This window comes from Pseudoalteromonas xiamenensis, from assembly GCF_030994125.1.
GTDB classification, from domain to species: Bacteria; Pseudomonadota; Gammaproteobacteria; order Enterobacterales; family Alteromonadaceae; genus Pseudoalteromonas; species Pseudoalteromonas xiamenensis_B.
In genome coordinates, this window is the sequence record NZ_CP099917.1 from 1,179,476 (window position 1) to 1,195,171 (window position 15,696).

The 15,696-nt window shown below is 42.3% G+C and carries 17 protein-coding genes; 11 read left to right on the forward strand and 6 right to left on the reverse strand.

The annotated features are described in order from the left end of the window. Positions 1 to 31: 31 nt before the first annotated feature. Positions 32 to 1,429 (reverse strand): hypothetical protein, encoded by a 1,398-nt coding sequence (locus NI389_RS05375; protein WP_308361892.1) that lies wholly within the window; start codon positions 1,427 to 1,429, stop codon positions 32 to 34. A gap of 291 nt (positions 1,430 to 1,720) precedes the next feature. Here NI389_RS05375 and NI389_RS05380 point away from each other — a divergent pair, with 291 nt between their 5' ends. Beyond that, the gene (locus NI389_RS05380; protein ID WP_308361893.1) at positions 1,721 to 2,065 is read left to right on the forward strand and encodes a PadR family transcriptional regulator; all 345 of its coding nucleotides are present in this window, start codon (positions 1,721 to 1,723) and stop codon (positions 2,063 to 2,065) included. Continuing rightward, a complete protein-coding gene (locus NI389_RS05385) occupies positions 2,058 to 2,729 on the forward strand; it encodes a hypothetical protein (protein WP_308361921.1) in 672 nt (223 codons plus the stop codon). The genes NI389_RS05380 and NI389_RS05385 overlap by 8 nt, the downstream gene beginning before the upstream one ends. Positions 2,730 to 2,798: 69 nt before the next feature. On the opposite strand, the gene NI389_RS05390 is transcribed toward NI389_RS05385, so the two are convergent. The 4 genes from NI389_RS05390 to NI389_RS05405 form a co-directional block, all read right to left on the reverse strand. Beyond that, entirely contained in the window at positions 2,799 to 3,695 is an 897-nt protein-coding gene (locus NI389_RS05390; protein WP_308361922.1) for an EamA family transporter, read from the reverse strand. An 85-nt stretch (positions 3,696 to 3,780) separates the two neighbouring features. Then, entirely contained in the window at positions 3,781 to 4,425 is a 645-nt protein-coding gene (locus NI389_RS05395; RefSeq protein WP_308361897.1) for a hypothetical protein, read from the reverse strand. 4 nt (positions 4,426 to 4,429) lie between these two features. Beyond that, positions 4,430 to 4,918 carry an RNA polymerase sigma factor gene (locus NI389_RS05400; protein ID WP_308361923.1) on the reverse strand — a complete coding sequence of 163 codons (489 nt, stop codon included), beginning with the start codon at positions 4,916 to 4,918 and terminating at the stop codon, positions 4,430 to 4,432. Between the two features lie 142 nt (positions 4,919 to 5,060). Continuing rightward, positions 5,061 to 6,218 carry a serine hydrolase domain-containing protein gene (locus NI389_RS05405; protein WP_308361924.1) on the reverse strand — a complete coding sequence of 386 codons (1,158 nt, stop codon included), beginning with the start codon at positions 6,216 to 6,218 and terminating at the stop codon, positions 5,061 to 5,063. Positions 6,219 to 6,452: 234 nt separating this feature from the next. On the opposite strand from NI389_RS05405, the gene NI389_RS05410 reads away from it, so the two are divergent. The 9 genes from NI389_RS05410 to NI389_RS05450 all read left to right on the forward strand — a co-directional run bounded on the left by NI389_RS05410 (position 6,453) and on the right by NI389_RS05450 (position 14,588). Beyond that, entirely contained in the window at positions 6,453 to 7,286 is an 834-nt protein-coding gene (locus NI389_RS05410) for a MipA/OmpV family protein (RefSeq protein WP_308361925.1), read from the forward strand. 6 nt (positions 7,287 to 7,292) lie between these two features. Next, a complete protein-coding gene (locus NI389_RS05415; protein WP_308361902.1) occupies positions 7,293 to 7,685 on the forward strand; it encodes a DUF3019 domain-containing protein in 393 nt (130 codons plus the stop codon). A gap of 10 nt (positions 7,686 to 7,695) precedes the next feature. Further along, positions 7,696 to 8,439: a response regulator transcription factor gene (locus NI389_RS05420; RefSeq protein WP_308361926.1), complete on the forward strand. Its 744-nt coding sequence runs from the start codon at positions 7,696 to 7,698 to the stop codon at positions 8,437 to 8,439. Continuing rightward, positions 8,393 to 9,097, forward strand: coding sequence for a hypothetical protein (locus NI389_RS05425; protein ID WP_308361904.1), 705 nt, complete (start codon positions 8,393 to 8,395; stop codon positions 9,095 to 9,097). The genes NI389_RS05420 and NI389_RS05425 overlap by 47 nt, the downstream gene beginning before the upstream one ends. Then, complete coding sequence (locus NI389_RS05430) at positions 9,075 to 9,674, forward strand: sensor histidine kinase (RefSeq protein ID WP_308361905.1); 600 nt, start codon at positions 9,075 to 9,077, stop codon at positions 9,672 to 9,674. The genes NI389_RS05425 and NI389_RS05430 overlap by 23 nt, the downstream gene beginning before the upstream one ends. A 222-nt stretch (positions 9,675 to 9,896) precedes the next feature. After that, positions 9,897 to 10,592: a fimbrial biogenesis chaperone gene (locus NI389_RS05435; protein WP_308361906.1), complete on the forward strand. Its 696-nt coding sequence runs from the start codon at positions 9,897 to 9,899 to the stop codon at positions 10,590 to 10,592. 10 nt (positions 10,593 to 10,602) lie between these two features. Next, complete coding sequence (locus NI389_RS05440; RefSeq protein ID WP_308361907.1) at positions 10,603 to 13,053, forward strand: fimbria/pilus outer membrane usher protein; 2,451 nt, start codon at positions 10,603 to 10,605, stop codon at positions 13,051 to 13,053. Next, positions 13,050 to 13,910 carry a hypothetical protein gene (locus NI389_RS05445; protein ID WP_308361908.1) on the forward strand — a complete coding sequence of 287 codons (861 nt, stop codon included), beginning with the start codon at positions 13,050 to 13,052 and terminating at the stop codon, positions 13,908 to 13,910. The genes NI389_RS05440 and NI389_RS05445 overlap by 4 nt, the downstream gene beginning before the upstream one ends. Positions 13,911 to 14,081: 171 nt before the next feature. Further along, a complete protein-coding gene (locus NI389_RS05450) occupies positions 14,082 to 14,588 on the forward strand; it encodes a hypothetical protein (protein ID WP_308361909.1) in 507 nt (168 codons plus the stop codon). A 328-nt stretch (positions 14,589 to 14,916) separates the two neighbouring features. Here the strand turns inward: NI389_RS05450 and NI389_RS05455 are convergent, their stop codons facing one another. Beyond that, the gene (locus tag NI389_RS05455) at positions 14,917 to 15,420 is read right to left on the reverse strand and encodes a hypothetical protein (RefSeq protein WP_308361910.1); all 504 of its coding nucleotides are present in this window, start codon (positions 15,418 to 15,420) and stop codon (positions 14,917 to 14,919) included. Positions 15,421 to 15,696 lie beyond the last annotated feature (276 nt).

The window sequence follows — 15,696 nt, forward strand, 5'->3', positions numbered from 1 at the left end:
GCCAAAACAAACTTCGAATGAAAGTTTCTTATTAGAGATTGCTGTTCTCTTTTGAAGCATTCCCTTCGGCAATCGACTGGTTACCACTTGTATAAAACGTTAGTGTACCAAGACGCTCTTGAAAATATCGAGTTTGATTAAACTCGTGGATTTTCATCACTTGATTGAAATGAAACGTTGACTCTACACTGGCTACATTGTTCACAGCCCACTGTTCAAGTGCATCGGACTTAGAAAATTGCTCTGGCATCTCGTCTTTATCCGCAAGTAACTTACTCCAAAGTTCTTTTTGTATTTGAGCTGGAGAGCCTTCCATTTCCTTCAAGGCATCATTTATCCAACCTACTCCAAATTCATTATACGCTTTGAGCACGTTCTTATAGAGGCTACGGCGGTCGGATTCAGACGCGATATCGTCTTGCTGAGCAACATAGTCACCTGACTCGGTTTGGTAATATTGTCGATGCGCTTGATAATTCATTTGTTCACCGAGGTACGCAAATAAATCCTGTTCCGCGTCTTTATCAACGTCATTAAACATAGCCAACATGTCATCAATCTGATGTGTCTTGATAAGACTTGCCATATCAACCATTCCCCTCGTCTGTTCAAACGAGCTTTGAGAAAGATGTGTATTGAATTGTACGGTTTGCTCGTCAGACATTTTACCTGTGATTAAAAGCTCGGCGTAGCGCTTGGACAACTCCGTGTCTGCGTTCGCCGCTAAATAACCAGCCTTAAAATCCATGCCATCTTCACTTGCAGTGAACAATGTATTTTCTAATCCTCGTTCATCTAGCCCAACTGGCGGAGGATTCTTCTTATATGATTGGCCATTTTCAAGGAGCGACTTCATCGCGCCAATTGAAGAGCTTAAGGCGTCTGCAGAGAGATCATTGAGTGCGGGAATAAGCCGTTCCGCTAATTTGCTACTTTTATTTTGCAAAAAATCATACTGCGACACTTCCACCATAAACTCCGCAAGCTGACCAAGCTCTTCATCGGTTAACTTAGTCGCCAACTCGAGTAATTCTTTTGTTGGTTTCACATGCTCAAACATTAGTTTTTGGTCACCACTGAGTCTTTCAAGCTGGTCCAAGAACGCATTAATGTCGTCGGTTTCAGTTAAATCACCATATTGGTAGGTTCGCTCTTTGTTCGGGTTACCCATTTCAATCGCACTCGATTGAATTCGATAATGCCGCATGCCAACAAAACGAGAATACTGTTGCAATGATGCATTGCGACCTTTAAATGGATCTTCATAGGCAATAACAGGCGCATTTTCGAATTCTTTGTATTTATCTAATTCGCTAGTTTGTTGGAAATTGCGGGCAGCCTGAGACATCTCATCAAGCGTAGTTGACGAGGGTACGGTATCCGATTTTGGCAACAACACATTGGGAAGGGTTGGTGAGTTAATTTTCATCTCAGTCCTTTAGATGACAATAGCAATGTCTCATTATCGGCTACAAAGGTCAAAACTTGAGCATTATTTATTACCTATACTCATTTCAAGTATGACGACTAAGCTATGAGTGTTGAACATTTCAATCGCCCCCTACGTCGCAGCTGACATATACATAGAGATAGACGCCGCGTTGCTTTACACAAGCCACATCTTTTTCAATAACATTTACTCTACTTTGTAGTTTAAACCCTTGCACTCACTTAGAATGCAAATTACACTCAATATATACTCTACAATGTAGTATTTATTATGAATGAAAAAGAAAAGTACCTTGGCGAATTTGAACAGATGGTCTTGCTCGCCATTGTTCGACTAAAGCAAGATGCCTATGGTGCCACCATTCGGCAATTGTTAGCAGAAACCATTCAACGTGATGTCTCTATTGGCGCACTCTATACCACATTGGATAGGCTGGAGAAAAAAGGGCTTTTAACCAGTATGTTGGGTGAATCGACCAGCGAACGAGGTGGTCGAGCAAAGAAATACTTTAATGTGACCGCTGATGGCGTTCAGGCATTAAAACGTTCAAAGGATGCGTTAACTAATTTATGGCAAGGACTCTCTTTCCAACTAAAGGGAGATTTTTTTGGCTAATTATCAACAACCACCCAAACTCGCCGAACGCTTTTTACGCTGGTCACTACCGGAAGAACTTAAAGAGCCTTTGCTCGGAGACTTGGCCGAAGAGTTTCAGTTACTTCATTTTAGCAATCAATCTTGCGCAACTCAGTGGTACTTAAAGCAGGTACTTCGTACGTCAAATCAATATATTTGGCAAACTAAAAAAGGAATACTTATGTTCGTATTAAGCTTACTCGTTTTTTCAGCAATGTCATACATGGCGTTGTGGTTCAGTGTTGATGGCAGCATCGGCGATACTTTTGCAGATTTGCCATCACTTATGTTGACGTTTCCGCCTGCAATTTTATTTGCGATTGGCGTCACATCGGTCAAAGACATGAAAAATGCTTTTGCACTTTTGTATAATGACGAGCTCGCATTGAGTGCGTTACAGATGCAAAATGCAAAGCAATTCTATCGCGTGTTGGGTAATACTGCCGTGTTGATGTCGGTATTCACCGCGTTTATTGGTGCCGTTGCCATAGCTGTAAATATCGAAAATGTAGAGCACGAATTTGGCCCTGCACTTGGCGTTTGTATGCTTGTTTTGATGTACAGCTTCGGACTAAAAACAGTATGTTACGCAGCAGAGCAAAAGGTTCAATACCGTTTGAACTCGCTAAACGCGGTAACGTAGTCCTCTACCTTTAAACAACCAGCGCCAATTTTATGCTTTCGTGCAAAGCACCAAACCAATGAAATGGCGCTAACCTAAGGTTTTCTGCGAGCTTGGCGCCACCAAAAGTGCCAATAACCTTTTCCCCAACACGCAAACAACGAGTCCGGACATAATCATCAGTGCGCCAACAATTTCACTGGTTTCTAAACTTTCGTTCAGCATAATATTGGAGGTCAACATTCCGACCACCGGGATTAATAATGCAAACGGAGTGACTGATGCTGCTGAGTAATTTTTAAGTAATGCTCCCCAAAGTGCGAAAGCAAGTAGAGTCGAAATGTAGCTAACATAGGCTAATGCTCCCCATGTTTTCATAGAAGTCGAAAGTAAAACCTCGACTGGATTGGATGTTTCCATGAACAAAGAGAGCGCCAACAGTGGCAAAGGTGGTATCAAGCTCACCCAAATTATAAAGTGAAACAGATTGACTCCCTGCATTCTTTTCATCATTACATTGGCAATCGCCCAGAAAAAAGCAGCAGATAAAATCAGCATCAAACCGAGTACGGTAATATTTCCCCCCGCATTAAACATATAAAAACTAAATCCAATCACAGCGATACCAATACCTGCGATTTGTACTTTCGTAATATGTTCTCTAAGAAACAACACACTAAGCACGATGGTGAAAAACACTTGAGCTTGCAAAATGAGTGACGATAGACCCGCAGACGCATCCGATTTCATGGCAATAAACAATAAACCAAACTTGAAGACGCCTAAAAACATACCTACACCAATAACATTCCATTTCGATGTTTTAGGAAACGGTATAAATAACACCGCAGGAAGTGCTACCACCGCAAAACGTAAGGCAGAAAAAAGAATCGGCGGCAGTTCCTGAAGTCCCACTTTGATGAAGGAAAAATTCACGCCCCAGATCAATACCACCAACAATGCTAAAAAAATGTCTTTGGTGTTCATTCGCTTTCCCTATATTTGAGATAGATTTCCTGCCAAACGAAGTACTTAGCCTGTGTCCCTTTGCACGATGGCACTTCGAATCACTTTATACGCCTTTAAGCTCCCGCATGTCTGCGATTATTTCTTCTAGCTTTTTGAATTGTCGACCGTAAACCACATTGAGATCAAAGCGATAAATCGCCTCTGAATAACGAACAACGACAACAAACACCAAGAGTATCACTAACCAAAGGTAATACGGCACATCAAAGAGAACATAGTCCGTTGGAAGTTGGGTCAAACACAGAGCCAACACCTTGTGACCTGCTTGACTCATGATCGCTTGCGTCACCATACCTAAATACAACAAAGGGTATGCAACACGATAATATGCCCCATATGCTGCAATCGAGCTCTTTAGCCAAAGATCAAAATTCTGTAGATAATCCAGACTACTCTGCCCTTTCGATAAATCATACGATTTGCTCAACTCTCGCTTTGCGATATAAATAAGCGGCGAAACTAACAAACAAATGTACCCCCCTAATAACGGCGCACCTATCATCGTCATCACAATGAACATCACACCACAGCCGATGATGATCGCTTTGATATTTAGCGCAAACATCGCTTGAAGCTTATCAACAATATTTTGCGATTTTTGATTGTATAAATCATTTACTTTTGGCACGGAAAGTTCACCTTCATCGACAAACCCTTGTTTCCACATCGCTTCGATTGATTTGCTCATACACTCACCCCATCTGATGAATAATTTTGTTAATACGCTCTTTAATTCGCGAAACTCGAACACCAATGCTATTACTGCTAGCGCCAATTATCTCCGCAATTTCGGCATAGGATTTCTCTTCCAAATAAAGCAGTATCACTGCTCTATCAATTTCGGATAGATGCTTTATCGCGTTGTAAAGTTGATTAATTTCATCTGAGTCAAATGCTTTTACCTCATCGAATTCGAGTTCAGACAATGCATCTGATGCAAATCGCCTCTCTCCACGCTTATGCTGTTTTAAATGAGTCAGACACACATTGAGTGCAACTTTATAAACCCACGTAGACCATTTCGCTTGTTTATTGAAGTTCGCTCGGCTTCGCCAGATCTGTAAACAGACTTCTTGGTAATAATCTTCAAAATCCGCATGATTATGAGTATAAGCTCTGCATATTTTGATGATGATCCCTGCATACGGCAAAATTGATTGCTGATAAAAGTCGCTTCCCATTCACCCCGTTCCATACATTGATTTGTTCTTATTAGTGACCTCTGTGCGCAACTTATTACAGGCTACTGGAAAATTTTTTGATAGGAAAAGAAAAAACAAAAATGAGGAATCCTGTTATTCCTCATTTTCTTCTCACGTTGGCTTACTTCGTCAATTCATTGACCACCTTTTGGTATAACGCATCATGCGCATCATCACAGGCTTTGTAACCGTTGCAATTCACTAGCATCGCAACCGTCGTTTTGCTTTCGACAACGTAAAAGTTATAGGTCGCATAACCCAATTCAGAACCACCATGGTGTATAACATGCTTACCGTTAATCATCTCTTTAAAAAGTCCAGCACTGTATTGCAATCCGTTGATCCCTGTTGGGATAAAGTGATCATCGGCCATCAAGAATTGATGTGTTGGCTCACTCAAGAGCGCTCCCTCAACAATTATTTTAAGTAAATCAGCCATGTCTTTTGCGTTGCCGACTACAGGGGCATCCGCCACACCAATGTTTTGATAAAACGGCCGAGTGTTCAGCACGCCATCTTCATTTTTAAAGTAGCCGGAAGTAATGGAGCCTAGGTTTTGTTCTATGCCACCATAGCTCAAACTCGCCAGCCCTAATGGCTCGATGATCATCGAACGCATTGCGCCTGAATGATGTGCGCCAAGTACCTTATCTAAAATAAGACCACTCAAAATATAACCTGTATTTGAGTATCGCCAGCCTTGACTAGGCGAAAAATGCGCTGGTTTGTCCAATGCAAATTGCAGTGCGAATTCATCCGTTTTAATGCTGTCAGGATCCGCAATTACCGCGTCATAAAATGCGCCACCCGAATCATTTAAATAATCGAATAGCCCAGCAGTGTGTTGCAGCATTTGTCTTGTTGTCATGATAGATGCATTAGGAATGTGATCGGTGATGTCCGACGCAAGATACTCCGTTATCGGTTTGTCCAAATCGAGCCGCTGCTCCTGTGCAAGCATTCCGGCTAACAAAGCGGTTAGTTTTTTCCCTGCACTACCATTTGGAATACGAGCATCTATTTGCATTGGTGTATTTTCTTCCTGATCGGCTATCCCTGCGGCACTGTAAAAATGCAGTTGTGGTGAATCAATGTATAGGACGACTCCGGGTAATTCGCCGAGTACCACATTCTCAATTAATGCTTGATAATCGAAAGGCGTAGTCGGTTCAATTTGAGGATCAGGCGTTTTGTTACCATTCGAGCCGCATGCAGTGAGCGCCAGTGACAGAAAGCAGGTCGTTAGTGTCGGTAGCAAGAGTTTCAATTTTAGTTTCATTTTGACATCCAATGTAGTTTTGATGTCACTAACTTAACGCGGCACAAGACAGCAAGCTGTACCGACGTTTAACGATATGTATCACTTTGTATCACGATTACCTTGTGATTCTAACTCACTGCTTTTGATTGGTTTTAGGTGATACACATTGATACACTCATAGACTGACTGTTACGGTTAAACTCCACCAACCGAAATAGGATAACGGCAAATTAACTATCATAAGAAATTGCAATGAAAACGTTTATATTCACACTCTTCTTGTTTTTTAGCGCACTGAGCGCCGCGAACGAAACCCAAAATACGGCTCATTGGGTGGATGCGTTTACAAACAAACGAGATGCTGGCGGTTACTTATCTGTCGGCATTGCGGTTCAAAATCAACAAGGTCTATATCAATCTTCAGGAATTAAACTAAAAGGCAATGTACACGGGGCCTATTACTTTGAAAATGGCTTTTTACTCGAGTTTCCTGGGCTATCTGACAAGTTTGAAAGTCAATTTGCATTAGGATACAACATCGCGAATCTTGGCAACTGGGAAGTTGATGCGCTGCTTTCAATGGCTCATGGAGCCATCGAGTATAAAGCAGAACAGGATGGATTCAGTAAAGAGGCAACGCCCTATTGGGGTATCCGCGCAATGGGGACTATTGCAGACTTAGATGCGATGTTTGTGGTGGGGACAAACAGCAATAAAATGGATTACAGTGGTGGTCTTTACGCGGCTGCTTGGCTTGCAAAAAGCTGGAACATCAATAATTGGAACCTGTACTCGTCTATTGGCGCGCAGTACCGCAATGACACAATGCTTGACTACTATTATGGCGTTCCAGAATCAGCGAACGTGACAGAGCCATTTCAAGCAACCGGTGGATTTAATTACCTTTATAAACTTGGAGTCAAAAAGCCACTTGATGAGCATTGGCTAATGGAGGGCTTTTTTAGTTACACCCATTATGCATCAAGTATCGTTGACAGTCCTTATTCGCAGAATATTCTCAAATACAATGAGGGTCGAAGTGACAAAGGAAGCCTGTTTAACCTGTCTATCAACTACGTATTTTAGGGGTAAATGATGCAAAACATCCTTCAATTACTTCTATTCACCTGTGCAGCGATACTGACTCATCCAAGTCTTGCTGAAACACCCGAGCAAACCATTAATCTGGTCGTTTCGCCAAAACAATGTACTGCTTTACAACAAGGTGATACGTGCTTTTTAGATTTAGATGTCATTTGGAACATGCCTTCAACGTCAGATTATTGCCTTTTTGCAGACCAACAAAAACTGAAGTGCTGGCATAATGTTGACCAAGGCGCTTGGCAGCAAGCGTTAACCCTTACCGAGGATATGGAGATACGACTTACGTCACTCCACCAACAAACACTTCATACACACACCATTCGCTATGCATGGGTACATAAAAAAAATAACAGCAAAGCCATGCGGTGGCGCATGTTCTGATGGAGAGCCAATGACTTCAATCGTATTAGTAGAAGATGACCAAGAACTGGCTTGCTGGATTGCCGAATACTTACGTGCAAAACAATATCATGTCACGGTGTATCACGATGGAAAGCAAGCGTACGAGGCGCTGCACCGACACATACCAGATCTCGTTATTCTCGACGGAATGTTACCTTCGATGGATGGCCTCGACATCTGCAAACTAATACGATTGCACTCTCAAGTTCCAATTATTATGTTAACGGCTCGAGACGAAGAAATTGACGAAATTTTAGGACTGGAAATGGGCGCGGATGACTACCTCACCAAGCCCGTTCGTGGTCGATTGCTTGAAACCCGAATCAAATCACTGTTAAGACGCACAGGCCCAAGCCACCCTGAGCGCTTAGAACAAGATGTATACACTCTAGGTGAGTTAACTATTTGTAAGTCTGCCCGCACTGCTGAACTTGGCGGCACTCATTTGAAATTATCGACCAATGAGTTTGATGTCTTATGGATACTCGCACAACATGCCGGCAATGTTGTCAGTAGAGAATCATTAAGTCAGCAACTACGTGGTTTTGAGTATGACGGATTTGATAGAACTATCGATTTGCGGATTTCGCGGTTGAGAAAAAACTCATGGACGATGCCGCTGAGCCTTATAAAATCAAAACGATTTGGGGTAAAGGCTATTTGCTTGCCCCCGAGGTTTCACACTAATGTGGCGCTTTACACTGGCGTTACTCCTCATCGTCGTGATGGGTAGCATTTTCGTTGGCCAACTTTTTGATGCACTCGCCATACGTCAATCCGAACAACGATTGAGTACAGAGCAACAACAGTTGATGAATCAAGTAAACCTCATACAGAGTGCGTTAGCATCAGGAGTTGCCGTAGACAAACTTCCTAATTGGTTGGCGCTCAGTTCAACGACCTCAGAAGTTCGTTACGAAATACAATCTCTCAAAGACTACCCATTACCCGCAGCGTTACTTGACCAATTGGAGTCTGCTGGTGCTGTATTTTTAGAATCAAATGAAGGGCTTACAGCTTATTCGTTCATCGACCCACAAACCGTACTTCTTATTACTCAAAACATCAGCAACGAATCAGATACTATTCCCTTATTGTTGACTGTCGGTTTTTATGGAGTCTTACTGTGTTTAATGCTGATATTTTTAGCGCCGTTTTTGCTTCGAATTTATCGCCTACGTTCAGCAGCAATGGCCTTTGGTGAAGGCAAACTGACTACGCGTTTGACTGTTGGATCGCTTTGGTATCTCAAAGACATAGAACAAACGTTTAACCAAATGGCTGAACGCATTGAAAATCTTATGCAAGACATGCGCTTGCTGTCTGGGGTTGTCACACGAGTTACGTACACCTCTGGCGCGGGTCCGAATGGGATTAGATACGCTTTGTGATACTGAAGACGAAACACTTCGCACCAAATACGAGCTCCGCATCAATCAAAATTTAGATGACATGGAAGCACTCATTAATGCGCTACTCAATTTTGCCCGGTTACAACACTCACTTAATGATACGGAAAAGTCTCTCGTCAATGTGCAAACCGTGGTTAGCCAACTTTGCACTAAGGCCAATGACCCACGCTTGTTGCTGTTTATAGAGGGAGACGAACATTCGGTTGTCGGTCATGAATATTACCTTAGCTTATTGTTCAGCAACCTCGTGACAAATGCATTGAAGCATTGCAACGAAAAGGTCCATGTGACGCTAAGCCAAGCGAATTCGGCCGTCTTGGTAAGTGTCGAAGACGACGGTACTGGCATTGCGGCAAGTGAAGCAGAAAAAATATTCAAACCATTCGTTCGTTTAGCAAAACAAACAGCAGCGAGTAAAGAAGGATTTGGGATTGGACTCGCGCTTGTTGAACGGATTACGCTCTGGCTTCAGGGCGACGTAAACGTCGATACAAGTGAACAATTAGGTGGTGCGCACTTTGTTGTAACTCTACCGCTTCTTAAGCCATCACGTTAGCCTGTTCAGGTGGTTCATTACTCCCCCTGAATATCTCGATTTTATTAACAAAGTGATTAAAAAACTGACGAATTTTCTCAAAGCGGTATAATACCGTTTTTGAAGCCAATTCTTTTGGTTGTTCGCTTGCTAATGACGGACATGTTCTGCGCTTTTGATAGCGTTGAAGGTGCTTACCGTATTTAGCAAATGGTAAGTCTCGTTTTTGGAGTTGGAAGTCAAATGCGTAAACTGTTTTTACTATTCGTGTGGTTATCTGCACCTGCAATTGCTTATCAAGTTCAACCAATGATCGTGGATCTTGCATCTCATGGTAAAAAGTCGTTAGTCACCTACAGACTGCAAAATCCGAGCGAAAGTACGCTCCCTATCGAAGTTGAAGTCTTTAAGCGTACCTTTGATGAAAACCAAAAAGAAGTATTGGTTAGTGCTGAAGAAGACTTCATTGTTTTGCCTCCACAAATTGAAGTGCCAGCCAACGGTTATCAAGTGTTTCGAGCTAAATATTTAGGGTCACCAGAGCTTAAGAAGACGGAATCTTACCGCATCGTGTTCAAACAGCTTCCTTTACCAAGTGAAAATGAACAATCTGGCGTGAAGATGGTTTATAACTTTGCGACACTGGTTTTTGTGAGCCCTGACGGCGTCCAAGCGCAGCTCACTCACACTCTGAATTGTGAAAAATTGGACGAATGTAAACTGACCATCCGCAATGATGGAGAACGAGTTCTCGATTTAGCTCAGTTTGAATATCGCTTTCATCAAGAAAATACCGTCATAAATTGGGCCGATTTTCAGGCCGTGACATCGGGCCGCTTTATCATGCCCACTCATTCGATGAGCGTTGACTTAAAAACCTTATTGAAAGATAAACCAACCAAAACGGTCACAATAGTCAATTTGTCCAATAAGAAGTAATCATTTAACGATGTTGTACAAAGGCTCTAAAACTTGGCCTTGGTTATGCAAACCTGCCTTCTATACCCTATTGGCTACCTCTGCAGCACAAAGTGTCGCGGCAGTTTATTACATGGATTTTCCCGTGCGGCTAAATGTTGCCGAAGTGGGGCAAATTTCTGCAGCCGTCGATGATTTTGAGCTTGCCTCTGTCAGTGCTCGTGAATTTAGACAAAATTTGCAATCTGTGTTGAGTACGGAAGTATTAGCCTGGTTGGCAAGTCGCGAAGATGAAGCGATCACCCCTGATGAATTCAAAGCGCATGGCATTACTCTCGTGATGCAGCAACAAGATCTCACTATCGAGATGACTTTGAGTGAATCCGCGATGGCCACTGACAGTCTATCTTATGGCCGCGAAAAACATTTTGAAATCCCCAAAGGGGAAGCTTATTGGGCAATGTTAAATAACCTCAATTTAAGCCATGAGCGTAGTAACAATAACCAAATTCACCATTCACAATTTGAATGGTTAATAAACGGCAATGTGGGTGGTGGCAATGGGCTCAATTTCCAAAGCGCGGTATTTTGGGAAAGCGGCACAAACGAGGAAAGCCACGTTTATCGAGGCGATACCTCCCTGTTTTATGATATGCCTGAAAAGCCTCTGCGAATGACTCTCGGTGATACGCAAGTAAACAGTACAGGACACTTGGCTGGGGTCCAACTTGCGGGTATTGGCATCGAAAAAGCGTATTCGAAGTTACAACCTCAGCGCAGGGTTTCACCAAGCAACAACCAACAATTTGTGCTGCCTCGTGGTGCTACCGTCGAAGTGTTTATCAACGAATTTTTAATATCTCGATTGAGACTGCAAGCAGGACGCTACAATCTCAGCGACTTGCCGTTGACCTCTGGCGTTAACAATATTCATCTGATTGCCACCTACGCAAACGGCGAAACACAAGCATTCCATTTCACAACCCACTACAATTCTCGGTTGCTTGCAAAAGGACTTAGCGATTATTCACTCGTATTAGGCTTTGTTTCGTCTTTAGATAACGGCCACTATCATTATGACGATGAAGCCTTGTTGTCAGGTAGTTACGAATATGGTTTGACTGATGCAATAACGGTTGGTCTTAATGGTGCTGTCCACGATTTAGGACACGTTGTTGGTTCGACAACCTCGCTCAACACGCCTCTTGGTAATTTATCTCTACGTTACTCACAAAGTAAAGCACCTCAAATATCCGGGTACGCGTATTCGATAGAAACGGAACACAGTGTCTTTGGTAGTGGCAATTTTGGTTCACCAAACTTGCGTTTAGGGTATGAAATTAAAGATAATTTTACGAATACACCGTGGCTCGAGCTCAACACAATAAATAATACCAGACGCACCTATTTTGATTATAGTTACGTCATTAGTGACACGATGGATTTCAACTTGAATGCGTCACGTTCCACGAACAGTGTTAACCAAGCAAGTGAAAACGTTACGGCTGAATTTAACGTCCGCTATGATGGATTTCGCGTTAGATTCGGTTATAACCACAATAACAGTGAAGACACGCGCCTCATTTCAGACAATCAATTTGTACTCAATATCGTTTGGAATGGGTTTAATCGAGAGACCAATACGCGTACTAGAGCTCAGTACGATAATCGCACGAAAGTCGGCAGTGCGAGTTTCGAAAAAACCAACAACAACTTTGTGCATGATTATGGTTATGAACTACGCTCGGAAAGAGGCAGTGATTTTCGGCAAGAACAAGTCAGAGCCAGTTACACCGGTGCTTTTTTTAGAACGGACGTAACCGCTAACAACTACACGCGTCTTCATCAATATAGCGACAGCAGTGCAAGCGTCAATTTATCAACGAGCCTCGGTATTGCTGACGGACATGTCGGTATGGGTTCGACCACAACGGCTCCTTTTGCTGTCATTTCGAAACACAAAACGCTGAGTAAGACAGAAGTCGCCGTCAACGTTGATAGATTGGGTCAAGCTCAAACAACGCCTTCCGCACAAATAGGTGCGTTAATAAACCTTGGTACGGGCTATGCGGCAACTCAATTCAATGTTGATGTACCCGATGCTCCACTGGGATATGATTGGGGCCCTGGCACTTACACCCTGATAGGCGGCGCAGCCACTGGTCACTATATCCAAATAGGCTCTGATCTCTCTTTCACCGCGATTGGCGCCCTACAGGATGAACAAGGCATGCCCTTTGCAATGAAACGTGGGCAAGTCATAAAAGTAAGCCATGACGATAATACGCCTGCAATGAGCTGGCCTATTTTCACCAATCGCGCTGGCCGATTTGTTGTGGAAGGCATTAGTGCTGGCGACTATCGAATCGAAGTGGGAAGTGCTATGGGTAACTTCCAGATTGATGACTCCGAAAAGCGCTTTGTTAAAGTAGGTAGTATCACGCTCAAGCAAGCTAACTCAAAAGGAAACTCAAACAAATGAAATTAAGGAATATGGTTTTACTTGTATTGGGTTATTTGCTGCTAATAAACACTGCATTTGCAAAACCGTGCAAAGGCAACATATTAGTCTCGTCGAACTCCTCTGAAGTGATTGAAGAGTACAACAATCGCGCGACGGTTTATTTACCCTTAAAAATCCAAGTTCCGGATTCATTAGTCAGTTGTGCAGATGAAATTTGGGTGGAGGATGTTTACTACTATTCGCTTGTATTCTCAGGCCCAACAGAAGACAAATACGGCAAGCTTCTCGACGAGCAATTCAATACCTTATCTCCTCGCAATGGAATTTGGAGCATGCCGCTTAATAGTCGAACAACTCAATTATGGATTCGATTAAGACACTACAGCTTATTCCCTGCAGGAAATTACACAGGCAGTATAAAAGTAACACTACTACGCAAAAGCAAAATAATTGATGAACAGTACTTAGATGTCACTTACTACTCTGAGCCGCAAATCGCTATTTCGCTTGATAATTCCAGCCAAAGTAAAGTGTCGGGTAGTAACGGGCTTTATCAGATCGATCTGGGTGACTTGAAATCAAACATGCGATTCTACTGGGGTATTAAAATTCTTAGCAATAGTTCATACGACGTTGTTTTAGATTCAGAATTCAATGGATTACGTCATGAATCCGACTCGCAATCTGTAATTGATTACACCATTGGCTTCGATAACGTCAAAATTTCGTCATCTGAGCGTCTTATGCGTAGCTACAACTTTTATCCTGGTGTCAGAAATACGTGGTACGGCTTTGAATTTATTTTGGGTAATACCGAAATGAAACCTGCGGGTATTTACCGAGATAATTTATCCCTGACTGTCTACCCAAGATAACAAGTTGATTTAAAAAGACTTTAAACAGAAATAAGAGTTATAAAGAAACTAACACAATATATTTTAAAGAAGTTGGCACACCCTTTGCTTTATGTATTTCATCTAGGTAATCAAACCTAACTAATTAAATACAAATAAATACAAAGCTGTACTTATTCAAGGGGAAAAGCCATGAACACATTACTTAAAACTCTACTTGTAACGACTGCAATCACATCAGCTGCGGCAAACGCGGCAAACGTTACAAGCACTTCAGCGTCTGAAGCTAAATTCTCATTTGCTGGCAAAATTGACCCTATGTGTAAGACAAGCAGCGGCACAACAAACAGTGTAACTAATCTTGTATTGGACGCATCACAACAAGTTCAAGACATTGGTACATTGGACGTTTGGTGTAACACGGGTAAAAATGCAACGACAGAATACACGTCTTTAAATGGTGGCTTCCTACAAGCAGACAATACACAAAAAAGCCAAATTGCGTATACGCTAACGATTGATGGTATCGCTGATATTAACCTGCAAAGTGGTAAATACACTCACACTTCAACGCTTGCTGGAACGGGTGTTAACGGTGAAACCAAAGCAACTACATTAAAAATCAAACCTCTTTCTAACGGTTTGAATGATGCTGGTACTTACTCAGACACTATCACAGTAACAGTAAGCCCGAACTAATTTAGATTTAAGGCAATGGAGTTTATGGCTTAATCTTTATTGCCTGTAACCCTACAAACGCTGGTCATAACATGACTAGCGTTTTTCTTTACGACGAGTCAATTTAATTCTCTCACGCAAAAAATCACACGAATACACAGCGGTACTCTGAATTAACAACGTTTGGGATGCATTGCCTTTTAAAAGCGATAGATTGCAAGGTGTGAGAATTACGTTAGACCACGTTGAAGGCTTTTTTGCTATTCCAGTTGAATTTTACGGAAGCCATACGCGACCACAGTACACAAACCACGGCATTGCAAAAGGGCGATTGTTTAATAAGAATTACTTAATTGGCGCTAATCGTTACGGTGATCGTGTCAGAATAAGTGCCAGCCTCATTAAGCCCATTAGATTGAGGGGTAATTTTCAATGTGGTTGCTTTGGTTTCCCCAGCAAGACCAGAACCCGCGAGCGTTGCCTTAACGTGCTTGTAAGCACCACTTTGTAAGTCGATACCTGATGTGTCACCAATGTCCAACGTATACGCAAGTTTACTACCTTGAGCATTATCGGCAACAAGAAATCCGCCATTGGCTGAGCTATATTCCGTTGTTGCGTTCTCGCCAGTATTGCACCAAACATCTAATGTGCCAATATCTTGCGTTTTTTGGGATGCGTCTAACGTAAGCCCCGTCACTGTATTCGTGCCACTGCTTGTTTTACAGGCAGGCTCGACCGCGCCTTCAAACGAAAACTTTGCTTCATTGCCTGATAAATCAGTTACATTCGCAGCCAACGGCATTGATGCGATAGCAAATACAATAGACCAGTTTTTTAATGATGTGCGCATAGACCCCCCTATCCTTCAAATTACAGCATTCCTTGAGTATTTTGCAACTTTTAAACGACGAATATTTCGAATAAAAATAACGACATTTCTTTCATTTTACCGTCAAATTTGCCCACAACTTTGATCTTGTTTAAGAAAAACAAACTTTCAATCTTTACGTCGGCGCGTTTAAAACCGAGTACTCTATTTATACCGATGAGTTTATGTATTACCTACTCAGTTTGTAATACGTTGTAATTGCTCTCTCCATCCATCAATTCTAGCTTTACATTTCAA

What these genes read in the sequence shown, in the direction of transcription:
- NI389_RS05420 (WP_308361926.1), top strand. Translation starts at nt 7,696, where the DNA reads ATGACTTCAATCGTATTAGTAGAAGATGACCAAGAACTGGCTTGCTGG.
- NI389_RS05455 (WP_308361910.1), bottom strand. Translation starts at nt 15,420, where the DNA reads ATGCGCACATCATTAAAAAACTGGTCTATTGTATTTGCTATCGCATCA.
- NI389_RS05430 (WP_308361905.1), top strand. Translation starts at nt 9,075, where the DNA reads ATGGGATTAGATACGCTTTGTGATACTGAAGACGAAACACTTCGCACC.
- NI389_RS05415 (WP_308361902.1), top strand. Translation starts at nt 7,293, where the DNA reads ATGATGCAAAACATCCTTCAATTACTTCTATTCACCTGTGCAGCGATA.
- NI389_RS05410 (WP_308361925.1), top strand. Translation starts at nt 6,453, where the DNA reads ATGAAAACGTTTATATTCACACTCTTCTTGTTTTTTAGCGCACTGAGC.
- NI389_RS05390 (WP_308361922.1), bottom strand. Translation starts at nt 3,695, where the DNA reads ATGAACACCAAAGACATTTTTTTAGCATTGTTGGTGGTATTGATCTGG.
- NI389_RS05400 (WP_308361923.1), bottom strand. Translation starts at nt 4,918, where the DNA reads ATGGGAAGCGACTTTTATCAGCAATCAATTTTGCCGTATGCAGGGATC.
- NI389_RS05445 (WP_308361908.1), top strand. Translation starts at nt 13,050, where the DNA reads ATGAAATTAAGGAATATGGTTTTACTTGTATTGGGTTATTTGCTGCTA.
- NI389_RS05440 (WP_308361907.1), top strand. Translation starts at nt 10,603, where the DNA reads ATGTTGTACAAAGGCTCTAAAACTTGGCCTTGGTTATGCAAACCTGCC.
- NI389_RS05395 (WP_308361897.1), bottom strand. Translation starts at nt 4,425, where the DNA reads ATGAGCAAATCAATCGAAGCGATGTGGAAACAAGGGTTTGTCGATGAA.
- NI389_RS05380 (WP_308361893.1), top strand. Translation starts at nt 1,721, where the DNA reads ATGAATGAAAAAGAAAAGTACCTTGGCGAATTTGAACAGATGGTCTTG.
- NI389_RS05425 (WP_308361904.1), top strand. Translation starts at nt 8,393, where the DNA reads ATGTGGCGCTTTACACTGGCGTTACTCCTCATCGTCGTGATGGGTAGC.
- NI389_RS05405 (WP_308361924.1), bottom strand. Translation starts at nt 6,218, where the DNA reads ATGAAACTAAAATTGAAACTCTTGCTACCGACACTAACGACCTGCTTT.
- NI389_RS05375 (WP_308361892.1), bottom strand. Translation starts at nt 1,429, where the DNA reads ATGAAAATTAACTCACCAACCCTTCCCAATGTGTTGTTGCCAAAATCG.
- NI389_RS05450 (WP_308361909.1), top strand. Translation starts at nt 14,082, where the DNA reads ATGAACACATTACTTAAAACTCTACTTGTAACGACTGCAATCACATCA.
- NI389_RS05435 (WP_308361906.1), top strand. Translation starts at nt 9,897, where the DNA reads ATGCGTAAACTGTTTTTACTATTCGTGTGGTTATCTGCACCTGCAATT.